Genomic DNA, 16248 nt, shown 5'->3' on the forward strand with positions numbered 1-16248 from the left:
TCCTTGTCGAATCTTGTTGCTAAATCTGAACCTTATATATATATAAAATAATAATTTTGGTCTTTTGTCAACTAACCTCACATGGAAAAATAGGGTGATATGACAAATGAAGCGGGTATGAAAAGGCGATAACAGCAGGGGTGAAAGAAATTTCAGTTTGTTTTACTTAATTGTTGCTAGAAAATAAAAGTTTTAGGCCAAGTACGCCAAAAACCGTTCCTTTTACATATTTTAATGTGTGCTGAAAGATACGGCTTTTTTTGACTTTTTTCCCAAGGCCAGAAGCAAATAGCGCAATAAGTGAAAAGATGATGAGCGTTTCGGCGATAAAGATGATACCAAACAAAATCATTTGCAAACTTACATGTCCAAGAGACGAATTAACAAACTGCGGTAAGAACGTAATGAAGAAAATAGCTACTTTTGGATTGGTTAAGTTGCTAACAAATCCTTTTCTAAAGTGATGGTGCTGCTGAACGTTTTCTGTTAATTCCAACGGACCGCTTTTCTCGCGAAACGATTGGTAGGCTAAAAACAGCAGGTACAGAACACCTATAACCTTTAGAATCGTAAAGGCAATAATTGATTTTTGAAAGATAATAGATAGCCCCACTGCGGCTAAAAGAGTATGTACAAATGTTCCCGTAATAGATCCTAATACGGTTTTGATGCCTGCTTTGACGCCTGAAGCAATACTTTGTGTCATTACGAAAATCATGTCTTGTCCTGGTATTAAGACAATGATAAGTGACACGGCTATGTAAGGTATAAGCCAAGAAAATGTCATGATGATTCCCTCCCAACAGAATTTTAACCATTTCGACAAAAAGTTCTCAAGAGTGTGTGCTAATGAATTAATAGATTAATGGAGTAAAGTTAAGAAGGTGTAAAAGCGTAAAAAGAGGTTATTCTCCTTAATAAAAATCAATAAAAGTGTAGGAAAAAAATAGGTGGTGTTGTATAATAATTCGATATACTTAATTTTTATAGAAAGAGGGTGAAAATTTATGAAGTACTGTTTAGCACAGCCGGAGGACGCTGCTACAGTTCATGATCTTATGCTGCAAGCCTTCTCCGTCTATCGCGATTCTGTCCCACCATCCAGTGCTCTTGATGAAACAATAGAATCTATTATGCAATCGTTAAAGCACGGAAAAAAAGCTGTCATTTTATACGTCGAAAATAAGCCGGTAGCGATGGCGCGTTTTACGCTAGAAGAAACAAGCTTATATTTTTATCGCCTGTCTGTTATTCCTGCTTTTCAAGGAAAAGGAATGGCTAAACAGCTTATTCAATGGTTAGAAACATACGCCAAAGAGTGTGGCAAGGAAAGTTTATTATGCAAGGTGAGAATGAGTGTTTTTCGTAATATAGCTTTGTATGAATCAATCGGCTTTTACATAGAGCAAAAAGAAATCGTACATAGAGACGGAGTGGATATTCCCGTAGTAAATATGAAAAAAGAGATTCTAAAAGGAGTAATGGCATGAATAAATCAACTCTTCCTTTACCGCCTCCTGTCTTTCTTTTAATCGGTGTATTAGCCGTTTCTTTTTCTTCTATTTTAATTAAATGGTCGGACGCGCCTGCTTCTATTTTAGGAATGTATAGACTGCTGTTTACGGTCCTTTTATTTTTACCGTTTTTACCATGGAGGCAAATGAAAATTCTTTTTAAAAACAGCACGGTAAAAGAATGGCTAATGCTAGCTGTATCAGGCGTGTTTTTAGGGCTTCACTTTCTGTTTTGGATGGAGTCTTTTTCACATACAACAGTTGCTAGCGCTATGATTTTGACTGCGCTTGAGCCGGTCTTCGTAGTGATAGGAGCTTATTTTTTATTTAAAGAAAAAACAAGCAAAGTAGGAATCATCAGCATTTTAATTGCTGTTAGCGGCTCGGTAATTATTGCATCGGGAGATATCGGAGTAACCAAAACGGCTCTTTACGGAGACTTACTTTCTATTTTAGGTACAGTAGCTGTTTCTGTTCATATGCTCGCGGGGCAAGAATTATGCAGGAAAATGCCTTCAATCATCTATAGCTTCGCCGTTTTTTTTATCGGTGGCCTGGTTCTATTTGTCTACAATATTTGTACAAATGTATCGCTGACTCAATATGACATAAAAGATTGGTGGATCTTTTTGCTTTTAGCGCTTATTCCTAATATTTTTGGTCATGCCTTATTTAACTGGCTGTTAAAGTACGTAGGTGCTACAACAATTTCAATGGCTATTTTAGGCGAGCCAATTGGTGCCATCATTCTCGCTTATTTCTTGCTTGGAGAAATGACAACTGTTTCTCAGCTAGTGGGAGGAATGATTGTGATGATTAGTGTGATGATCTTCTTAAAGTACAAAGCAGCAGAGCCGGAAAAAGTCATGCCTCTTCAAGAAAAGTCTAATATCAGCTAATTGGATAGGCAAGCAGCACCGAGTATGATACAGTTTATTTATCATTATTTACCATTTGGTAAAGAGGCTTTTATTAAACTACATAAAGCGGGTGTAAATATGCTGAAAAAACTAACGGACCATGTTTATTACTTTCCTCATTCTGAAGAAACGGATCGGCCGGTGCTCGGGCTTATCTGCGGGGAGAAGTATAGTTTCATCGTAGATGCCGGGAATTCTCCTGCGCATGCATCATCATTTTTAGAAGAAGTGGAAAAAATGGGCGTCCCTCCAATCAAAGGAGTAGCTATTACGCATTGGCACTGGGATCATACATTTGGTATTCATGCAATGAATAAGTATACAATCAGCCATCATTTAACAAAGAAAAAGCTGGCCTATTTAAAGACACTGCGCTGGGACGATGATTCCTTGGATAAACGCGTCCAGGAGGGGGAGGAAATCGAGTTTTGCCGGGATATGATCAAGAAAGAAATGCCGAGTCGAGAGACGTTAATTTTACAGGAGCCGGACGTAACGTTTCATCATCATATGGAAGTTGACCTAGGTGGAATCACTTGTTGCATTCAGCATATTGGCGGAGTACACGCGCAGGACTCGTCCATTGTCTACATACCCCAAGAAAAAGTCCTGTTTTTAGGTGATTGTCTATGTCCAGATTTTTATAGCGGTGACTGGAGTTATGATAAAGAAGACTTTGAGCGGATTCAGAGAGAGCTTAAAAAATATGATGCGCAGTATTATCTCTCATCTCATTTTGACCCTGAAACTCCTGAGGAACTTTGGCAAGATTTAAACCAATTGAGTGCGATTGGAGAAATTGTAGGAAATGAAGTCGATTTAGAAAAAGCATGTTTTCAGTTTGAATGTGAAACGTATAAAAAACCAACAAATGAGCAAAAAGAGAGAATACAGTATTTTGTTAATGGAAATGTCAAACGCAAAAGCAGAGAACTGTTTTGATAGTTTATGCCTAATGATAAATAAGCCCGCCTGTTCATACTATGTTATGAGCAGGCGGGCTTATTCAATTGGTTGTGCAGTGATATAAGTTTTAAGTTATGATAGTAAAATAAATAACTTGACGAAATAAAGTTATAAAAATATAATAAGTTACATAAAGTAAGTTGATAAAAAAATGATATATTCAAAAGGAGAAATAATCATGAACTTTCACCGTGCACCTCATGTATTTGTTGGGAAAGTAAATTTAAAAGTAGAAAATTTAGAGCGTTCACTTGCTTTTTATCAGCAAATAATCGGGTTTAAACTTTTAGGGAGAAAAGAGAACAAAGCTCTGTTAACAGCTGATGGACGCACGGCGCTGTTATCGATTGAACAGCCGGAAAACGTTACAGCAAAACAGCCTCGTACAACAGGCTTATATCATTTTGCTCTATTGTTGCCCACTCGTTCTGATTTAGGAAGTATACTGCAGCATTTGTTAAATAGCGGTTATCCGCTTCAAGGGGCGTCTGATCATCTAGTGAGCGAAGCGCTGTACTTGGCAGATCCAGATGGAAACGGCATAGAGATTTATCGAGATCGTCCGTCAAGTACATGGGAATGGAATGACAGTGAAGTAGTAATGGCTACAAAACCTTTAGATGCAGAAGCGATATTAGCTGAAGGAAACAGTAAACCATGGACAGGATTACCTTCTGCTACCTTAATGGGACATATTCATCTTCACGTTTCTGAATTAGAGCAAACGGAAAACTTTTATCGAAATGGATTAGGTTTTGAGGTTGTGAGCAATTACCATAATCAAGCATTGTTTATTTCAACTGGGCGCTATCATCATCACATCGGACTAAACGTTTGGAATGGAATTGGAGCGCCTAGTCCTCTTGAAAGCAGCGTTGGTTTAGATTCATTTACACTTGTTTTTTCAGCTGAAGAAGAAAGGGAGCAGGCAATAAATAAGCTTCGTGAAATCGGAGCAGCTGTGTCTAAAGAAAACCAAGATTTCATCACAAAAGATCCATCAGGCAATATAATTAGATTAGTCCTTTAACATAAAAGCTGCCGCAATTGGCAGCTTTTATTTATCGCAATGTTCGTCAAAATAGGAAAGAAATGTACACTTTTTTCTCAAATAGTAAGATGATAATGGCGAAAACGGTGTTATTTTCAGGGAAATAAACGAAGAGTCTTACGTTTAAAAAAGTTTGTAAACAAGCGGGCGTGGGAATAAAATACATATCAAGCATCATTTCTTATCGTTATTGAATTTTTATATAAAGTCTTTTCATATAAAACCTTGAAGGAAGGGAGCGGAAACCTGTGAGATATAAAGTGAAACATTGGCTTAGATTAACTTCAGATGAGCGCTATCTTGTATTGTTTGCTACTGCTGCTTTGCAAAAAGAAAAGCGATAAAAGAGTTGTTAATAGTAAGGAAAGTAGCTTTATATGCTAACGAAAAGGTAATAAAAGGCCTGAAAATAATATATTTATTTTCAGGCCTTTTATTGTTTTCAAACCTTTTTTAAGTCAACTGTTGAGAGATAGCTTCAGCCGTTTGTTTGCCGTTTGTTATACACGCTGCAATGCCTACTCCATAGTAAGAACAGCCAGCTAATGTAATAGCGGGGTGCTTGTCATGGAATTTTTGAGTCAAGCTGCGTACAAGTTCACCGTGTTTAAGGTGATAGGTAGGCATCAATTTATCCCAATTGGTTACGTCGCTTTCAATAGGCTCCTCTTTGATTCCTAAGCTGTTTTCAATGTCCTTTTGTGCCACTGCTAGCAGCTCTTCTTTTGACATCGTCCGCAGGCTGTCAAAGTGGTGACTCGTACTTTTATAAAACAGGCGAACTAACAAATTCCCTCGCTTAGAAGTGTGAGCCCATTTTTTGCTCGTCCACGTGCAGGCATTGGCGATTAAGTTGCTTGATTGAGAGGCAATAAATCCAGTGCCTTCAGCGGGAAGGTATTCGTCTGGAACGTCATAGCCGATGTATACGCTAATGAGAGAAGAATCTTTTAACTGCTCAAAGTCTTCGTTTAATTCGGGATCGTTCAACAGGTGCTGAGCAGCCGTGTGCGGTGTAGCTAACACCACATAATCTGCTGAATAGGCTTGCCCCGGCGTACTGATTTGGTAGCGTTCACCGTCCCGTTTTATGCTGGTAGTTGGCGTATCTTTTAAAATCGTTACATCAGAAAGCTCTTCCTCTAAGCGGTGAATAATCGTTGATAAACCTTGTTTAAACGAAATGAATTTTTTATTTCCTGCCGTTTTGAATTTTTTTTCATTGGCTCCCATTCCTTTGATGATGCTGCCGTACGTGTTTTTGTAGTCGAGCAGATACGGGAGAGTCGAAGAAATCGTAAGTTTGTCTAAATCGCCAGAGTAGACGCCGGATAAAATAGGTGCAATTTGCTTTTCTACTAGCTCTTCTCCTAAAAAATGTTTTAAAAAGAGTCCGATTGAGCTGTCTTTCGTAAACGTTGTATTTTTAGTGATTAAGTCTTTTAAAGCTGTAATTTTAGCTTTTGAAGAAATCAGCTCGCTTTTAAAAAGAGATTCCACGCTTGTTGGAATACCGAACATGGTATCTTCAGGAATTGGAAGCAGCTCATTAGCAGAGTAAATAAACGATTTGCCCGTTTCGTTATATACTAAATCGTTTGTTAAGTACAGCTCTTCTAGCAGAGGCATAACGTTTTCTTTTCGAGCTACAATAGAATCCGCCCCTGTTTCCATGATAAATTCCCCAGCTTCACGCGTATTGATTTTCCCTCCTAAATGGGCATGTTTCTCTAGTAATAATAATTTAACCGGGAGATTACGTTCTCGTTTTAGTTTCTGCAAATAGTACAGAGTGGTTAAGCCCGTAATTCCTCCTCCAATAACAGCGACCGTTTTCAAAATATTCACTCCTACATTTTCAACAATTAGTCTGTAATATACGAAAATCATACCACTATGACTAGGAAAAGTGTAATGAATTGATTGTGAACATAGTGTGTGCAAACACGAAAAGAAATATTGAAACTATACGATTAGATATTTTGAAATTACATAAAATAAAAGCTCATACACGTAGAGAAAATGACTGAGACGCAGCAGTGAAGAAAGGAGGAAGCATCATGCTCGGCGGTTTTATGGAAACGCTGAAAAAAGACTGGCTCGCTTTAGTATTAATAAGTGTTCTTATATGCGGTATTACCTTAAACGTACGAGCCGAAGAGAAGAGCGGACGAAGCGGATACATCGAACCAAAGCTAGTTTTTCCTGTGATCAGTGATGTTCATATTAAGGAAACAGGAACGGTTGATTTGCGTACTTTTCAACATGCATTAACGCAATTAAATGAACAGGCACCGAAACAAGATGCATTTGTAGTAGTAGGAGATTTGGCTGATACCGGCGCGTTAAAAGAATACGACCGCTTTTTTTCTATTTATAATCAAAATAAACAGCCGCAGGCCGTATCTCTTTTTACGATTGGTAATCATGAATACAGGGACAGCGTAACTAATCAGCAAGCGCAGCAGCGTTTTTTATCTAAAACTAAAATGAAAGCTCTTTATTTTCATCAAGTGATAAAAGGATATCATTTTATCATGCTTGGAACAGAAAGCCGTCTGACCGCGGGTGATTATTCAGTCAAACAAATTAACTGGCTTGCTGAACAGTTGAAGATAGCAAAGCGAGACGATCCTAAAAAACCGATTTTTGTCTTTATTCATCAGCCTATTAACAATACACTGTACGGGAAAAACAGATGGGGGATAGAAGTGAATGAACAGCTTCTTTACAATACGTTAAAACCTTATCCGCAAGTCATTACATTTTCTGGTCATACCCACCATCCGCTGGACGATCCTCGTACTATTTTTCAAAGAGATTTTACATCTCTTGCAACGTCTTCTGTTCGGTATATATGGCCTGGTGCCGGATATTTACAAGGTGAACTTCCTCCTGGCTACCGAGATGTGAGTCAAGGTCTTCTTGTAGAGGTTTATAATCGAAAAGTAGTCGTTAAAAGGCGAGATTTTCACGCAAATAAGTGGACAGGAGAAGCGTGGGAAATTAACATACCTGCAGATGCAAAAAAGTTTCACTACACGAATGAACGAGATTTAGTAAAACCGATTTTTCTCCCAAGCTCTACTATTTCTGTTATACAAGAAAAAGCTTCATCGAATCAGCTGTATATCCAGTTTACGCAAGCGGTGGATAATCTGATGGTTCATTCTTATCGCATTACCGTCAAAAATAAACAAACTGGAGAAGTGGTCAAAACATATAATGCATTTTCTCAATACTACAGCGATCCCGTTCCGGATGTTCTAAGTCTTCCGTTATCAGGTTTACAGCCTCATACTGCGTATCAAATAGAAGTAGCGGCAGTGGATGCGTTTGACAATCAAAGCGACCAAAAATTAATCATTGAAGGCTCTACTAAATAGCTAAAAGAATCCTGATTTTTATTGATTCTTTTAGCTTTTTTTCATCTGTTTTTAATGTTATTTTCATTAGATTTTTAAGTGGAGTTGCTACACTGAAACTGTATTTAAAGTCATAATATGTAATTTTAATGAAAGTATCAAAAATCAAAAGGAGTTTGTATGAAAGGATCTTTTGTACGTTTTTTAGTAGTGGGACTGGTCAATACAGCAGTAGGTCTTTCCATTATGTATGTGCTGCTTCATATTTTTCATCATTACTGGGCAGCAACGTTTATCGGAAACGCAGCAGGAGCAGTCGTCAGCTACGTGTTAAATCGAATATTTACGTTTAAAAGCGGAGTTCATTTATCTACAAGCATACTGCGTTTTATTTTGGTTATCGGCGTTTGCTACGGCTTGTCTTACTATATTGGACTGCAGTTCTCCAGCTGGTTATTGCATCAACTTCCTGCTGCTGTGCGTCCGTTCAAAAAAGACGTCGGTATATTAATCGGAACAGGTCTGTATACGCTTTTAAATTATACGGGTCAAAAATACTTTGTATTCAATACAAAAAAAGAAGCAGTCGTCGTACACGATTAGCTTCTAGCAATTATGAAATGGAAATAGGTGTTAACAGATGAAGAAAGAAACAGCTATGAATAAAGAAAAAACATTGCTTATTATCGCTTTCCTTTTGCTGCTTGCGTATGTATCCCCTATGTTTTTGCTCGGGGAAAATTCACATATACGCGTGCACGATAATTTAGACTCAAATATTACGTGGTATAAAGTTCTGCATCGAAGCGGAGAGCTGTTTGGCTCCAGTCATGCCGTATTACCTCAAATTATTAATGGATTGCCGAGGAATACGTTTGGAACAGAATTTAGCGGTATTCAGTGGCTGTATGGTTTATTTCCGACCATGCTTGCGTACAGTCTCAGCCAAACGATCACGCGCGTATTTGCTTTAATTGGAATGTACTTATTATTAAAAAAGCATTTTATTAAAAGTGAGGATGCTTATGCGATTCGAGTGCTTGTATCACTTGCTTTTGCACTTACGCCATTTTGGCCTTCGGGCATGCTGAGTACATTAGGACAGCCGCTGGCGCTGTGGGCGTTTTTAACCATTCGAAACCGCGAAGGAACGTGGAAGGAATGGCTTACTCTTTTATTACTTCCGTTTTACGCGAGCTTTGTTCTAGGATTTTTCTTCTTTTTAACGGCGATGGGAATGCTGTGGCTAAGAGATGCAGTTAAAAAACGAGTTTGGAATATTCCTTTTTTAAGCAGTATTGCAGCGATGACCGCTGTCTTTCTGCTCATTGAATACCGTCTTGTTGATTCTCTTTTATTTCCCGAGGCCCCGACGAGTCGAAATGAATTTTTAAGCTCTACTCTAAGTTTCGGACATTCCGTTCGCCTTGCTTTTAAGAACTATACGCTTGGGCATACGCATGTAATGACGCTTCATACCTTTGTGATTTTACCGCTTTCTTTTATCGTACTTTGGATCGTTGCTCGGAATCAGAAGGGGAAGCTTGAAAAAACGTTTTTGCAGTTATTTATCCTTAATCTACTACTGTCGATTTGGTATGCGTTTTGGTTTTATAAAGGATGGGAGCCGTTAAAAGAAAAATATCAGCTTTTTAATACGTTTAACTTTGCTAGATTTCATTTTTTACGCCCGCTCATTATTTATTTGATGTTTGCAGTTGGCAGCTATGTTTTATGGAAACGGAGCAAGGCGTGGAAAAAGTTTGTGTGGGTGTGTTTGATTTTACAGCTGCTTGTGTTATTTATAGCGAACCCTGAGCTTTATTATCGCTACAATCACGAGCCGTCAGTCAAAGAATTTTATGCTGTCCATCAATTCGATGAAATCAGCAGATATATAGGGAAACCTAAATCATCTTATCGGGTAGCAAGCATTGGGCTTCATCCATCAATTGCTCAGTATAACGGCTTTTATACGCTCGATACGTATAACAACTTCTATCCGTTAACGTATAAACATGAGTTTCGCAAAATCATTGCCAAAGAGCTTGATAAAAATAAAAAGTTAGAAAGTTACTATGATCACTGGGGCAACCGCTGCTATGTGTTTGTTAGCGAGCTAGGGAAAAAATATGATTACCGAAAAGACTCAACGAAAAAAATCCGTCATTTGCAGCTTAATATCAGCCAATTTAAAAAAATGGGCGGTCGCTATATCTTTTCAGCTGTGCCAATCGAAAATGCTGAAAGTGACGGTTTGCACTTTTTAAAAGCGTTTAACGATAAACAGTCCGCTTGGAAAGTGTATGTATATGAAGCAAAGTAAGGGGGCAATAACATGAACAGACCTATTTTAACGATTGTTGTTCCATGTTACAACGAAGAAGAAGTATTCACAGAAACATCTTTTCAATTAACTACTGTAGTAAAAGAACTGATAAATGAACGTCTTGTATCAAGTGAAAGTACCATTTTATTTGTAGACGATGGAAGCAAAGACAGCACGTGGTCGCTTATTGAAAAAGAAAGCTGCAGCAATTTGTTTGTAAAAGGGTTGAAGCTAGCGCGGAATGTAGGACATCAAAATGCTTTGCTCGCAGGACTAGAAGCAGCCCATAAGCAATCTGACTGCGTCATTTCCATTGACGCAGATTTACAAGATGATATCAGCGTTATTCGTACTTTTATAGAGAAATATTGGCTCGGGTATGAAGTCGTATATGGTGTTCGAGACAGCAGAGAAACTGATACATTTTTTAAACGAACCACGGCAGTAGGGTTTTACCGTTTTATGAATAAGCTAGGAATTCAGCTCGTTCAAAATCACGCCGATTTTCGTCTCATGAGCAAACGTGCTCTTGGTGAACTTATGAAATATAAAGAAGGCAACGTCTTTTTACGAGGCCTTGTACCATTAGTAGGATTTCGCTCCACGGAAGTCACATATGACCGCAAAGAACGGACAGCGGGCGAATCAAAATATCCGTTAAAGAAAATGCTTGCTTTTGCATTTGATGGAATTACATCTTTTAGCGTAGCGCCGATACGCTTATTGACGCTGCTTGGAGGAGCTTCTTTTCTCTTTAGTATTGCGTTTGGTATTTATGCGCTGATTCAAAAATATTTAGATCATACGCAAATCGGCTGGACGTCTCTTATTTTATCAATTTGGCTTGTAGGCGGCTTGCAGCTAATGGGAATGGGTCTTGTCGGAGAATACATTGGCAAGATTTTTAACGAAGTGAAACAGCGTCCTAAATATGCGATTGAAAGAGATTTATATACAAAACACTCATTAGACAAACAAAAAGATTTGCTTATGCATTAATTTAAGAAGCTTCTCCTAAATGGAGAGGCTTTTTTTGTTAAAGCGTTTATCATAATTTTTGAGTGAACAGGAAATGCTACTACTAAAATTTCTAAGGAGATCAAAATCTATGAAAAGACTATTTTATACAGTCAGCACTTTTTGTTTTGTTTGGCTTGCTTTTGCAGCCATTCATGTCAGCGCTCTTTCGATTGAGAAGCTTCCAATGAAGAAATCATCTGAACAATGGTCGGTTGAACTGACAAAAGCGAGCATGACGGGAGATAATCAGCTAAAGTGGAAAAATAACGTCTATCATACATATGGATTAACCGTTGAAAACATTGGAAAAGACGTAGAGCGCGTGCATGTCCAAGCTTTTCGGCACGAAGGAAAAAATAAGGCGAAATACAGCTTGTTTTCTCCTATTGAAAGGTCTAACTTAAGCAAAAGCGGTCAGCGTTTTCGCTACGCGAATTTTGCTGTTCCTGGAAAAGCGGCAAGTTTAGACATTATGATTAACTGGACGGACGAACGAGGCAATCATCAAGAACATTTTGAATTTAAATAAAAGTCTTCGCTTAGGCGAAGACTTTTTTTGCAGGAATTTATCCTCGCATGTGGAAAACGAACACGAAAGGAGAGATCCATAATGATTGCAAAAGCTACTGAAGAAGAATTACAGGAAATTCGGACGAAATCTGCTGATGCGCTGTTTGAAGGAACGATGAAGCAGTTTCATCCGTCAGCTGAACGCGTAAATGAACTAGTTGGTAGTGCCTTTGAAAAAGGCTGTTATTATTTAGTTTTAAGACAAGAAAATAAACTCGCAGGCTGGGTTCTTATCGGCCCATCTACCGACTTCTTTTCAAAAGAAGAAATTGGCTTTATCTACGAATTATATGTTGTACCCGAATACCGCGGGCAAGGTTTAGCCAAGCCGTTAATGCAAAAAGCAATTGATGAATTGTCTATCAAAGGATACCCTGAAATCAGACTCAGCGTTCATGCTGGGAATTTTGCACAGCATGTGTATCGTGAACTTGGCTTTGTAGATAAACAAATATCAATGAGCTTCCAAGTGGCAAAACGTCCGTAACGTTGATGAATGTCAGCGAGTCCATAAAACATAAGATGTTATACATGCGATGAGGTTCGGTAATGAAAGTAAAAGTAAATAAGTAGCCCAAACAGCGCCTTTATCTAGTACTTCAACGGCTCCTCCAGCTGTATTGTCTGAGGAGGGGGGGGCTTCAAGCGCGTTCATAATCAAAGCCGCTGCTGCTAAAATAATCCCTCCAATACTTCCGGTTGTTTTGACAATTGCAATATGGAAAGTAGATGAAAAGGCAATGCTGAGAAGCAGCAGCAAGCTTCCCAAAAAAGCAGATAACATATATCGTTTCATGTGCTCACCATCCTTTATGAAAGCATACCATATTTTACTTCTTTTTTCTTTTTATTGAAAAGCTATTGACGTAACCTATAAAACATATTAGAATAGTCAGAAATAATTTAAAAACGAAATATTCTTATCTAGAGAGGTGGAGGGACTGGCCCTTTGAAACCTCAGCAACCACAATTATTGAATGGTGCTAATTCCAGCATAGCCTAGCTCTGACAGATAAGAAGAGGAATCTTTTTCTATGATGAAATCCTCTTCTTAGGAAGAAACATTTCGTATAGAAAAGGTGATGACATTGAATAATACACAAACGAATTTATGCATTAATGATTATTTAGATCTATACTTATTAGCAAAAGAAATAAAAGACGAAACGTGGCAGCAGGAAATTTTAGAGGCGCTAAAAACGCATCAAAATCGTTCATTTGAAGAAAAACAATCCGCTCTAGTTCAAGAGATATGGGAAGATTTTAAACAGTTAAATGAAGATATTTCTTTTACGTATCGCTTAATTCAAGAAGAGCCAACTAACGAACAATTTCAGGCTAACTTAAGGCACTTGAGAGAACGGCGGATCACGCTGAGCCGTGAGTTATATTTAGCTAAAAAACAGTATGTTGAACACACGCAATAAAAAGATCCGCTTGAGAAACAAGCGGTTTTTTTGCGTAAAAATGTTAGAATCGTTATATTTCGGGTAGTAAATAGATAAGACAAGCAAAGGAGGGATAACAGTGGCTCAAGGTGTATTGTGTGAAGTGAATGAGTGCATGTATTGGAAATCCGGAAATAAATGCAGTGCAGAGTCCATTTACGTTGTGAGTCCTGAAAGTAGTCACCATGTTTCTGAAACGGAAGAACCTGGCTGTAAAACTTTTGAACCCGCGAGATAAATGCTAGTTTTTATAAAAAAGCATAAAATGAACGATGCGCTGACGGAGTTGAGTCGGCGTTTTTCTATTTTTAAAAAATACTATTACTTAAGTGCAATAATAAATACATAGTAAAAAAGTAGTGCCTATGTCTAATTGTGCGTTTAAACAAAATGATAAGATAATTTTTTTGTTTTTCGACAAAAGAAAAGTGAGGGAAAGGTGATAGAATACAAATATACAGCCTAGCTGTCTTTTAGCACAAATTTATATGAAAGCGCTAACAAAAAAGGCTGTGTTCATCTCGTTTTGACAGATTGGAAAAAGGGGAGACGTTTATGCAGGGGAAAACTCAGGGGAAAGAATTGAAACGCGGGTTAGAAGAAAGACATGTGACGCTGATGTCCTTAGGAGCAGCCATAGGGGTAGGACTGTTTCTTGGATCTGCATCTGCTATTAAATTAGCAGGGCCAGGAATATTATTGGCGTACGGATTTAGCGGAATGATTATGTTTTTTATTATGAGAGCACTTGGAGAAATGGCGATTCAAAAACCTGTTGCAGGTTCATTCAGCAAGTACGCACGCGACTACTTAGGGCCGCTTGCTGGTTATTTAACAGGTTGGAACTACTGGTTTTTATGGGTTGTAACATGTATGGCTGAAATTACAGCCGTTGGTATTTATATGGGGTATTGGTATCCGGATGTACCAAACTGGATTTGGGCGTTATCGGCGCTTGTCATCATGACAACGGTTAACTTCTTAGCTGTTAAGGCATATGGTGAACTGGAATTTTGGTTTGCACTTATTAAAATTTTAGCGATTGTATTAATGATTGCCGTTGGATTATTAATGATCGTGTTCGGAATCGGCAACGGCGGCGTTGCGACTGGTATCAAAAACTTGTGGGACAACGGCGGACTGTTCCCGAACGGATTCAAAGGTATTTTGCTGTCGCTGCAAATGGTCATGTTTGCGTATTTAGGAATTGAAATGATCGGCGTTACCGCGGGAGAAGTGAAAAATCCCGAAAAATCTCTAGCAAGAGCGATTGATTCTGTCTTTTGGCGTATTCTGATTTTCTACGTCGGTGCGTTATTTGTCATTATGTCGATTTATCCGTGGCAAGAGATTGGTTCACAGGGAAGCCCGTTTGTATTAACATTTGAAAAAATCGGCATTCCAGCGGCGGCTGGTATCATTAACTTTGTTGTACTAACAGCAGCTCTTTCTTCTTGTAACAGCGGTATTTTTAGTACAGGCCGTATGCTGTTTAACTTAGCAGAACACGGAGAAGCACCAAAAGGATACGGTCAGCTTACAAAGGGCGGCGTACCGGGAAAAGCTGTTTTGGCATCAGCAGGTGCGCTATTAGTCGGAGTAGCGTTAAACTACATTGTGCCTGCCAAAGTATTTACGTGGGTAACAAGTATTGCAACATTCGGTGCGATTTGGACATGGGGAATTATTTTGCTTTCTCAAATTAAATATCGCAAAACGTTAAAAACAGGTGAAGAGGCAAAGCTGAAATACAAAATGCCTTTATTTCCGTTAACATCTTATGTGTCACTTGCGTTCCTAGCGCTGGTAGTGGTTCTCATGGCATATAATCCAGATACAAGAATTGCAGTTGTCATCGGACCATTATGGTTTATCGGTCTTATTATCGCGTACTACGCAAAAGGATTTCATAAACGAAGTCAAAGTTCAGCTGCAGCTGAGCAAAAGCTAGTGAAATAACAGAAAAGACCTCTTTCTTGGAAAGAGGTCTTTTTTCATTAGTTTATGTGTGAATGATTAGTTTATTTTAAGGGATCATTGGTACGGATAAATAATGTAGAAAATATTCTATTTATTCTGTACTATTTAGTTAGAGAATTCGTTAATGATTAAACGGTAATTGAAAGTGGATGAGTATGTTAGTTTTATGCTTTTTAACGCCACACAGTGCATCGAAAAGTTGGGAGGACATATGCAGAAATGATTGAAACATTTAGTGAAAAAGACATAAAAGGTTTGCTGCTGTTATCGCAGCTGGAAAAATGGGATTATAGTGAAGCAGATTTACATACGATTTTTTCATCTGGAGACGTATTTGGTCATAGAAATGAGAACGGAGACATCGTATCAAGTGTGGCCGTAATTTCGTACAAAAATCAGTCAGCTTTTATAGGAATGGTGATTGTGAGAAAAGATTACCGAAAACAAGGGTTAGCCGGGCAGCTCATGAAGCACTGTCTGCAAGTTCTTTCCCCTGAGATGAATGCCTACTTAATTGCGACAAAAGAAGGTGAGCACTTATATCAAACAACAGGGTTTAAAACCGTGGACTATGTAAGTAAATACATAATCAGTGAATACACACCAAGAGCATTTAAAGTTTCAGGATTTTATACACGACCCTTAAAGAGAAGTGACTTCAAAGGGATTGTAAAGCTTGATGAAGCAGCATTTGGAGATAATAGAAAGCTATTTTTAAAAAGTAGAATTCAGCAAGCTGAAAAAGCAGTTGTCTTACAAAACGAACAAAATAAAATGACGGGCTATGGTTTAGCGGTTCGTACGCCGAGCAATATCGTGATTGGTCCCGTAGTTGCTCCAAACGCTGAAGCAGCGATGCTAGTCATTGATGAACTAGCGAAGAATTACAAAGAAAAGCTGAGAATTGACCTGTCTTCTCATGAGGAAACGTTAAAGAAACTTGTGGAAAATCACGGATTTCAGCTTCAAAATGAGCCTCCTGTTATGGCGTATGGTGTCAATCCTCTCCCTGCTAGACAGGGCAATCTTTTTGCTATAGCAGCTCAGGCGTTTGGATAAAAAGAAAGGAGAAGCTCCTTTCTTCG

At 38.4% G+C, this 16248-nt stretch carries 17 protein-coding genes and 1 riboswitch; of the genes, 14 read left to right on the forward strand and 3 right to left on the reverse strand.

All coding sequences use genetic code 11. The features are described from left to right. Positions 1-166 precede the first annotated feature (166 nt). Entirely contained in the window at positions 167-787 is a 621-nt protein-coding gene (locus tag ACFX4R_RS00800) for a LysE family translocator (RefSeq protein WP_043978286.1), read from the reverse strand. Positions 788-1007: 220 nt separating this feature from the next. On the opposite strand from ACFX4R_RS00800, the gene ACFX4R_RS00805 reads away from it, so the two are divergent. The 4 genes from ACFX4R_RS00805 to ACFX4R_RS00820 all read left to right on the forward strand — a co-directional run bounded on the left by ACFX4R_RS00805 (position 1008) and on the right by ACFX4R_RS00820 (position 4430). After that, on the forward strand, positions 1008-1490 hold the full coding sequence (locus ACFX4R_RS00805; protein ID WP_097824436.1) for a GNAT family N-acetyltransferase: 483 nt from the start codon (positions 1008-1010) through the stop codon (positions 1488-1490). Beyond that, the gene (locus ACFX4R_RS00810; RefSeq protein WP_043978289.1) at positions 1487-2413 is read left to right on the forward strand and encodes a DMT family transporter; all 927 of its coding nucleotides are present in this window, start codon (positions 1487-1489) and stop codon (positions 2411-2413) included. The genes ACFX4R_RS00805 and ACFX4R_RS00810 overlap by 4 nt, the downstream gene beginning before the upstream one ends. Before the next feature lie 24 nt (positions 2414-2437). Continuing rightward, a complete protein-coding gene (locus ACFX4R_RS00815) occupies positions 2438-3376 on the forward strand; it encodes an MBL fold metallo-hydrolase (RefSeq protein ID WP_043978291.1) in 939 nt (312 codons plus the stop codon). 202 nt (positions 3377-3578) lie between these two features. After that, positions 3579-4430: a VOC family protein gene (locus ACFX4R_RS00820; RefSeq protein WP_377568313.1), complete on the forward strand. Its 852-nt coding sequence runs from the start codon at positions 3579-3581 to the stop codon at positions 4428-4430. Between the two features lie 474 nt (positions 4431-4904). Here the strand turns inward: ACFX4R_RS00820 and ACFX4R_RS00825 are convergent, their stop codons facing one another. Next, positions 4905-6290, reverse strand: a complete 1386-nt coding sequence (locus ACFX4R_RS00825; RefSeq protein ID WP_162214867.1) for a protoporphyrinogen oxidase — start codon at positions 6288-6290, stop codon at positions 4905-4907. A gap of 221 nt (positions 6291-6511) precedes the next feature. Between ACFX4R_RS00825 and ACFX4R_RS00830 the strand changes: the two genes are divergently transcribed. The 6 genes from ACFX4R_RS00830 (at position 6512) to ACFX4R_RS00855 (ending at position 12222) form a co-directional block, all read left to right on the forward strand. Continuing rightward, a complete protein-coding gene (locus tag ACFX4R_RS00830; RefSeq protein WP_377568317.1) occupies positions 6512-7837 on the forward strand; it encodes a metallophosphoesterase in 1326 nt (441 codons plus the stop codon). Positions 7838-7996: 159 nt separating this feature from the next. Then, positions 7997-8419: a GtrA family protein gene (locus ACFX4R_RS00835; RefSeq protein ID WP_013084632.1), complete on the forward strand. Its 423-nt coding sequence runs from the start codon at positions 7997-7999 to the stop codon at positions 8417-8419. Between the two features lie 37 nt (positions 8420-8456). Further along, positions 8457-10142, forward strand: coding sequence for a DUF6044 family protein (locus tag ACFX4R_RS00840; RefSeq protein ID WP_097824431.1), 1686 nt, complete (start codon positions 8457-8459; stop codon positions 10140-10142). Between the two features lie 12 nt (positions 10143-10154). Next, on the forward strand, positions 10155-11144 hold the full coding sequence (locus ACFX4R_RS00845) for a glycosyltransferase family 2 protein (protein ID WP_043978303.1): 990 nt from the start codon (positions 10155-10157) through the stop codon (positions 11142-11144). A 109-nt stretch (positions 11145-11253) separates the two neighbouring features. Beyond that, positions 11254-11694 carry a hypothetical protein gene (locus ACFX4R_RS00850; RefSeq protein ID WP_043978306.1) on the forward strand — a complete coding sequence of 147 codons (441 nt, stop codon included), beginning with the start codon at positions 11254-11256 and terminating at the stop codon, positions 11692-11694. 81 nt (positions 11695-11775) lie between these two features. Next, positions 11776-12222 (forward strand): GNAT family N-acetyltransferase, encoded by a 447-nt coding sequence (locus tag ACFX4R_RS00855; RefSeq protein ID WP_043978308.1) that lies wholly within the window; start codon positions 11776-11778, stop codon positions 12220-12222. 12 nt (positions 12223-12234) lie between these two features. Here the strand turns inward: ACFX4R_RS00855 and ACFX4R_RS00860 are convergent, their stop codons facing one another. Continuing rightward, complete coding sequence (locus tag ACFX4R_RS00860) at positions 12235-12531, reverse strand: hypothetical protein (protein ID WP_043978310.1); 297 nt, start codon at positions 12529-12531, stop codon at positions 12235-12237. A 121-nt stretch (positions 12532-12652) separates the two neighbouring features. Beyond that, positions 12653-12754, forward strand: a riboswitch (SAM riboswitch). A 63-nt stretch (positions 12755-12817) separates the two neighbouring features. On the opposite strand from ACFX4R_RS00860, the gene ACFX4R_RS00865 reads away from it, so the two are divergent. The 4 genes from ACFX4R_RS00865 (at position 12818) to ACFX4R_RS00880 (ending at position 16222) form a co-directional block, all read left to right on the forward strand. Continuing rightward, positions 12818-13162 (forward strand): hypothetical protein, encoded by a 345-nt coding sequence (locus tag ACFX4R_RS00865; protein ID WP_377568320.1) that lies wholly within the window; start codon positions 12818-12820, stop codon positions 13160-13162. A 100-nt stretch (positions 13163-13262) separates the two neighbouring features. Further along, positions 13263-13421, forward strand: coding sequence for a DUF1540 domain-containing protein (locus ACFX4R_RS00870; RefSeq protein ID WP_016765258.1), 159 nt, complete (start codon positions 13263-13265; stop codon positions 13419-13421). A gap of 317 nt (positions 13422-13738) precedes the next feature. Beyond that, the gene (gene alaP / locus ACFX4R_RS00875; protein ID WP_028410948.1) at positions 13739-15142 is read left to right on the forward strand and encodes an alanine permease AlaP; all 1404 of its coding nucleotides are present in this window, start codon (positions 13739-13741) and stop codon (positions 15140-15142) included. 240 nt (positions 15143-15382) lie between these two features. Then, a complete protein-coding gene (locus ACFX4R_RS00880; RefSeq protein ID WP_043978314.1) occupies positions 15383-16222 on the forward strand; it encodes a GNAT family N-acetyltransferase in 840 nt (279 codons plus the stop codon). The last annotated feature ends 26 nt before the right edge of the window (positions 16223-16248 follow it).

This window comes from Priestia sp. YIM B13490 (genome assembly GCF_042787735.1).
Taxonomy (GTDB): domain Bacteria; phylum Bacillota; class Bacilli; order Bacillales; family Bacillaceae_H; genus Priestia; species Priestia megaterium.

Coding starts and splice junctions, on each gene's coding strand:
- ACFX4R_RS00800 (WP_043978286.1), bottom strand. CDS start 787: ATGACATTTTCTTGGCTTATACCTTACATAGCCGTGTCACTTATCATT.
- ACFX4R_RS00805 (WP_097824436.1), top strand. CDS start 1,008: ATGAAGTACTGTTTAGCACAGCCGGAGGACGCTGCTACAGTTCATGAT.
- ACFX4R_RS00810 (WP_043978289.1), top strand. CDS start 1,487: ATGAATAAATCAACTCTTCCTTTACCGCCTCCTGTCTTTCTTTTAATC.
- ACFX4R_RS00815 (WP_043978291.1), top strand. CDS start 2,438: ATGATACAGTTTATTTATCATTATTTACCATTTGGTAAAGAGGCTTTT.
- ACFX4R_RS00820 (WP_377568313.1), top strand. CDS start 3,579: ATGAACTTTCACCGTGCACCTCATGTATTTGTTGGGAAAGTAAATTTA.
- ACFX4R_RS00830 (WP_377568317.1), top strand. CDS start 6,512: ATGCTCGGCGGTTTTATGGAAACGCTGAAAAAAGACTGGCTCGCTTTA.
- ACFX4R_RS00835 (WP_013084632.1), top strand. CDS start 7,997: ATGAAAGGATCTTTTGTACGTTTTTTAGTAGTGGGACTGGTCAATACA.
- ACFX4R_RS00840 (WP_097824431.1), top strand. CDS start 8,457: ATGAAGAAAGAAACAGCTATGAATAAAGAAAAAACATTGCTTATTATC.
- ACFX4R_RS00845 (WP_043978303.1), top strand. CDS start 10,155: ATGAACAGACCTATTTTAACGATTGTTGTTCCATGTTACAACGAAGAA.
- ACFX4R_RS00850 (WP_043978306.1), top strand. CDS start 11,254: ATGAAAAGACTATTTTATACAGTCAGCACTTTTTGTTTTGTTTGGCTT.
- ACFX4R_RS00855 (WP_043978308.1), top strand. CDS start 11,776: ATGATTGCAAAAGCTACTGAAGAAGAATTACAGGAAATTCGGACGAAA.
- ACFX4R_RS00860 (WP_043978310.1), bottom strand. CDS start 12,531: ATGAAACGATATATGTTATCTGCTTTTTTGGGAAGCTTGCTGCTGCTT.
- ACFX4R_RS00865 (WP_377568320.1), top strand. CDS start 12,818: ATGACATTGAATAATACACAAACGAATTTATGCATTAATGATTATTTA.
- alaP (WP_028410948.1), top strand. CDS start 13,739: ATGCAGGGGAAAACTCAGGGGAAAGAATTGAAACGCGGGTTAGAAGAA.
- ACFX4R_RS00880 (WP_043978314.1), top strand. CDS start 15,383: ATGATTGAAACATTTAGTGAAAAAGACATAAAAGGTTTGCTGCTGTTA.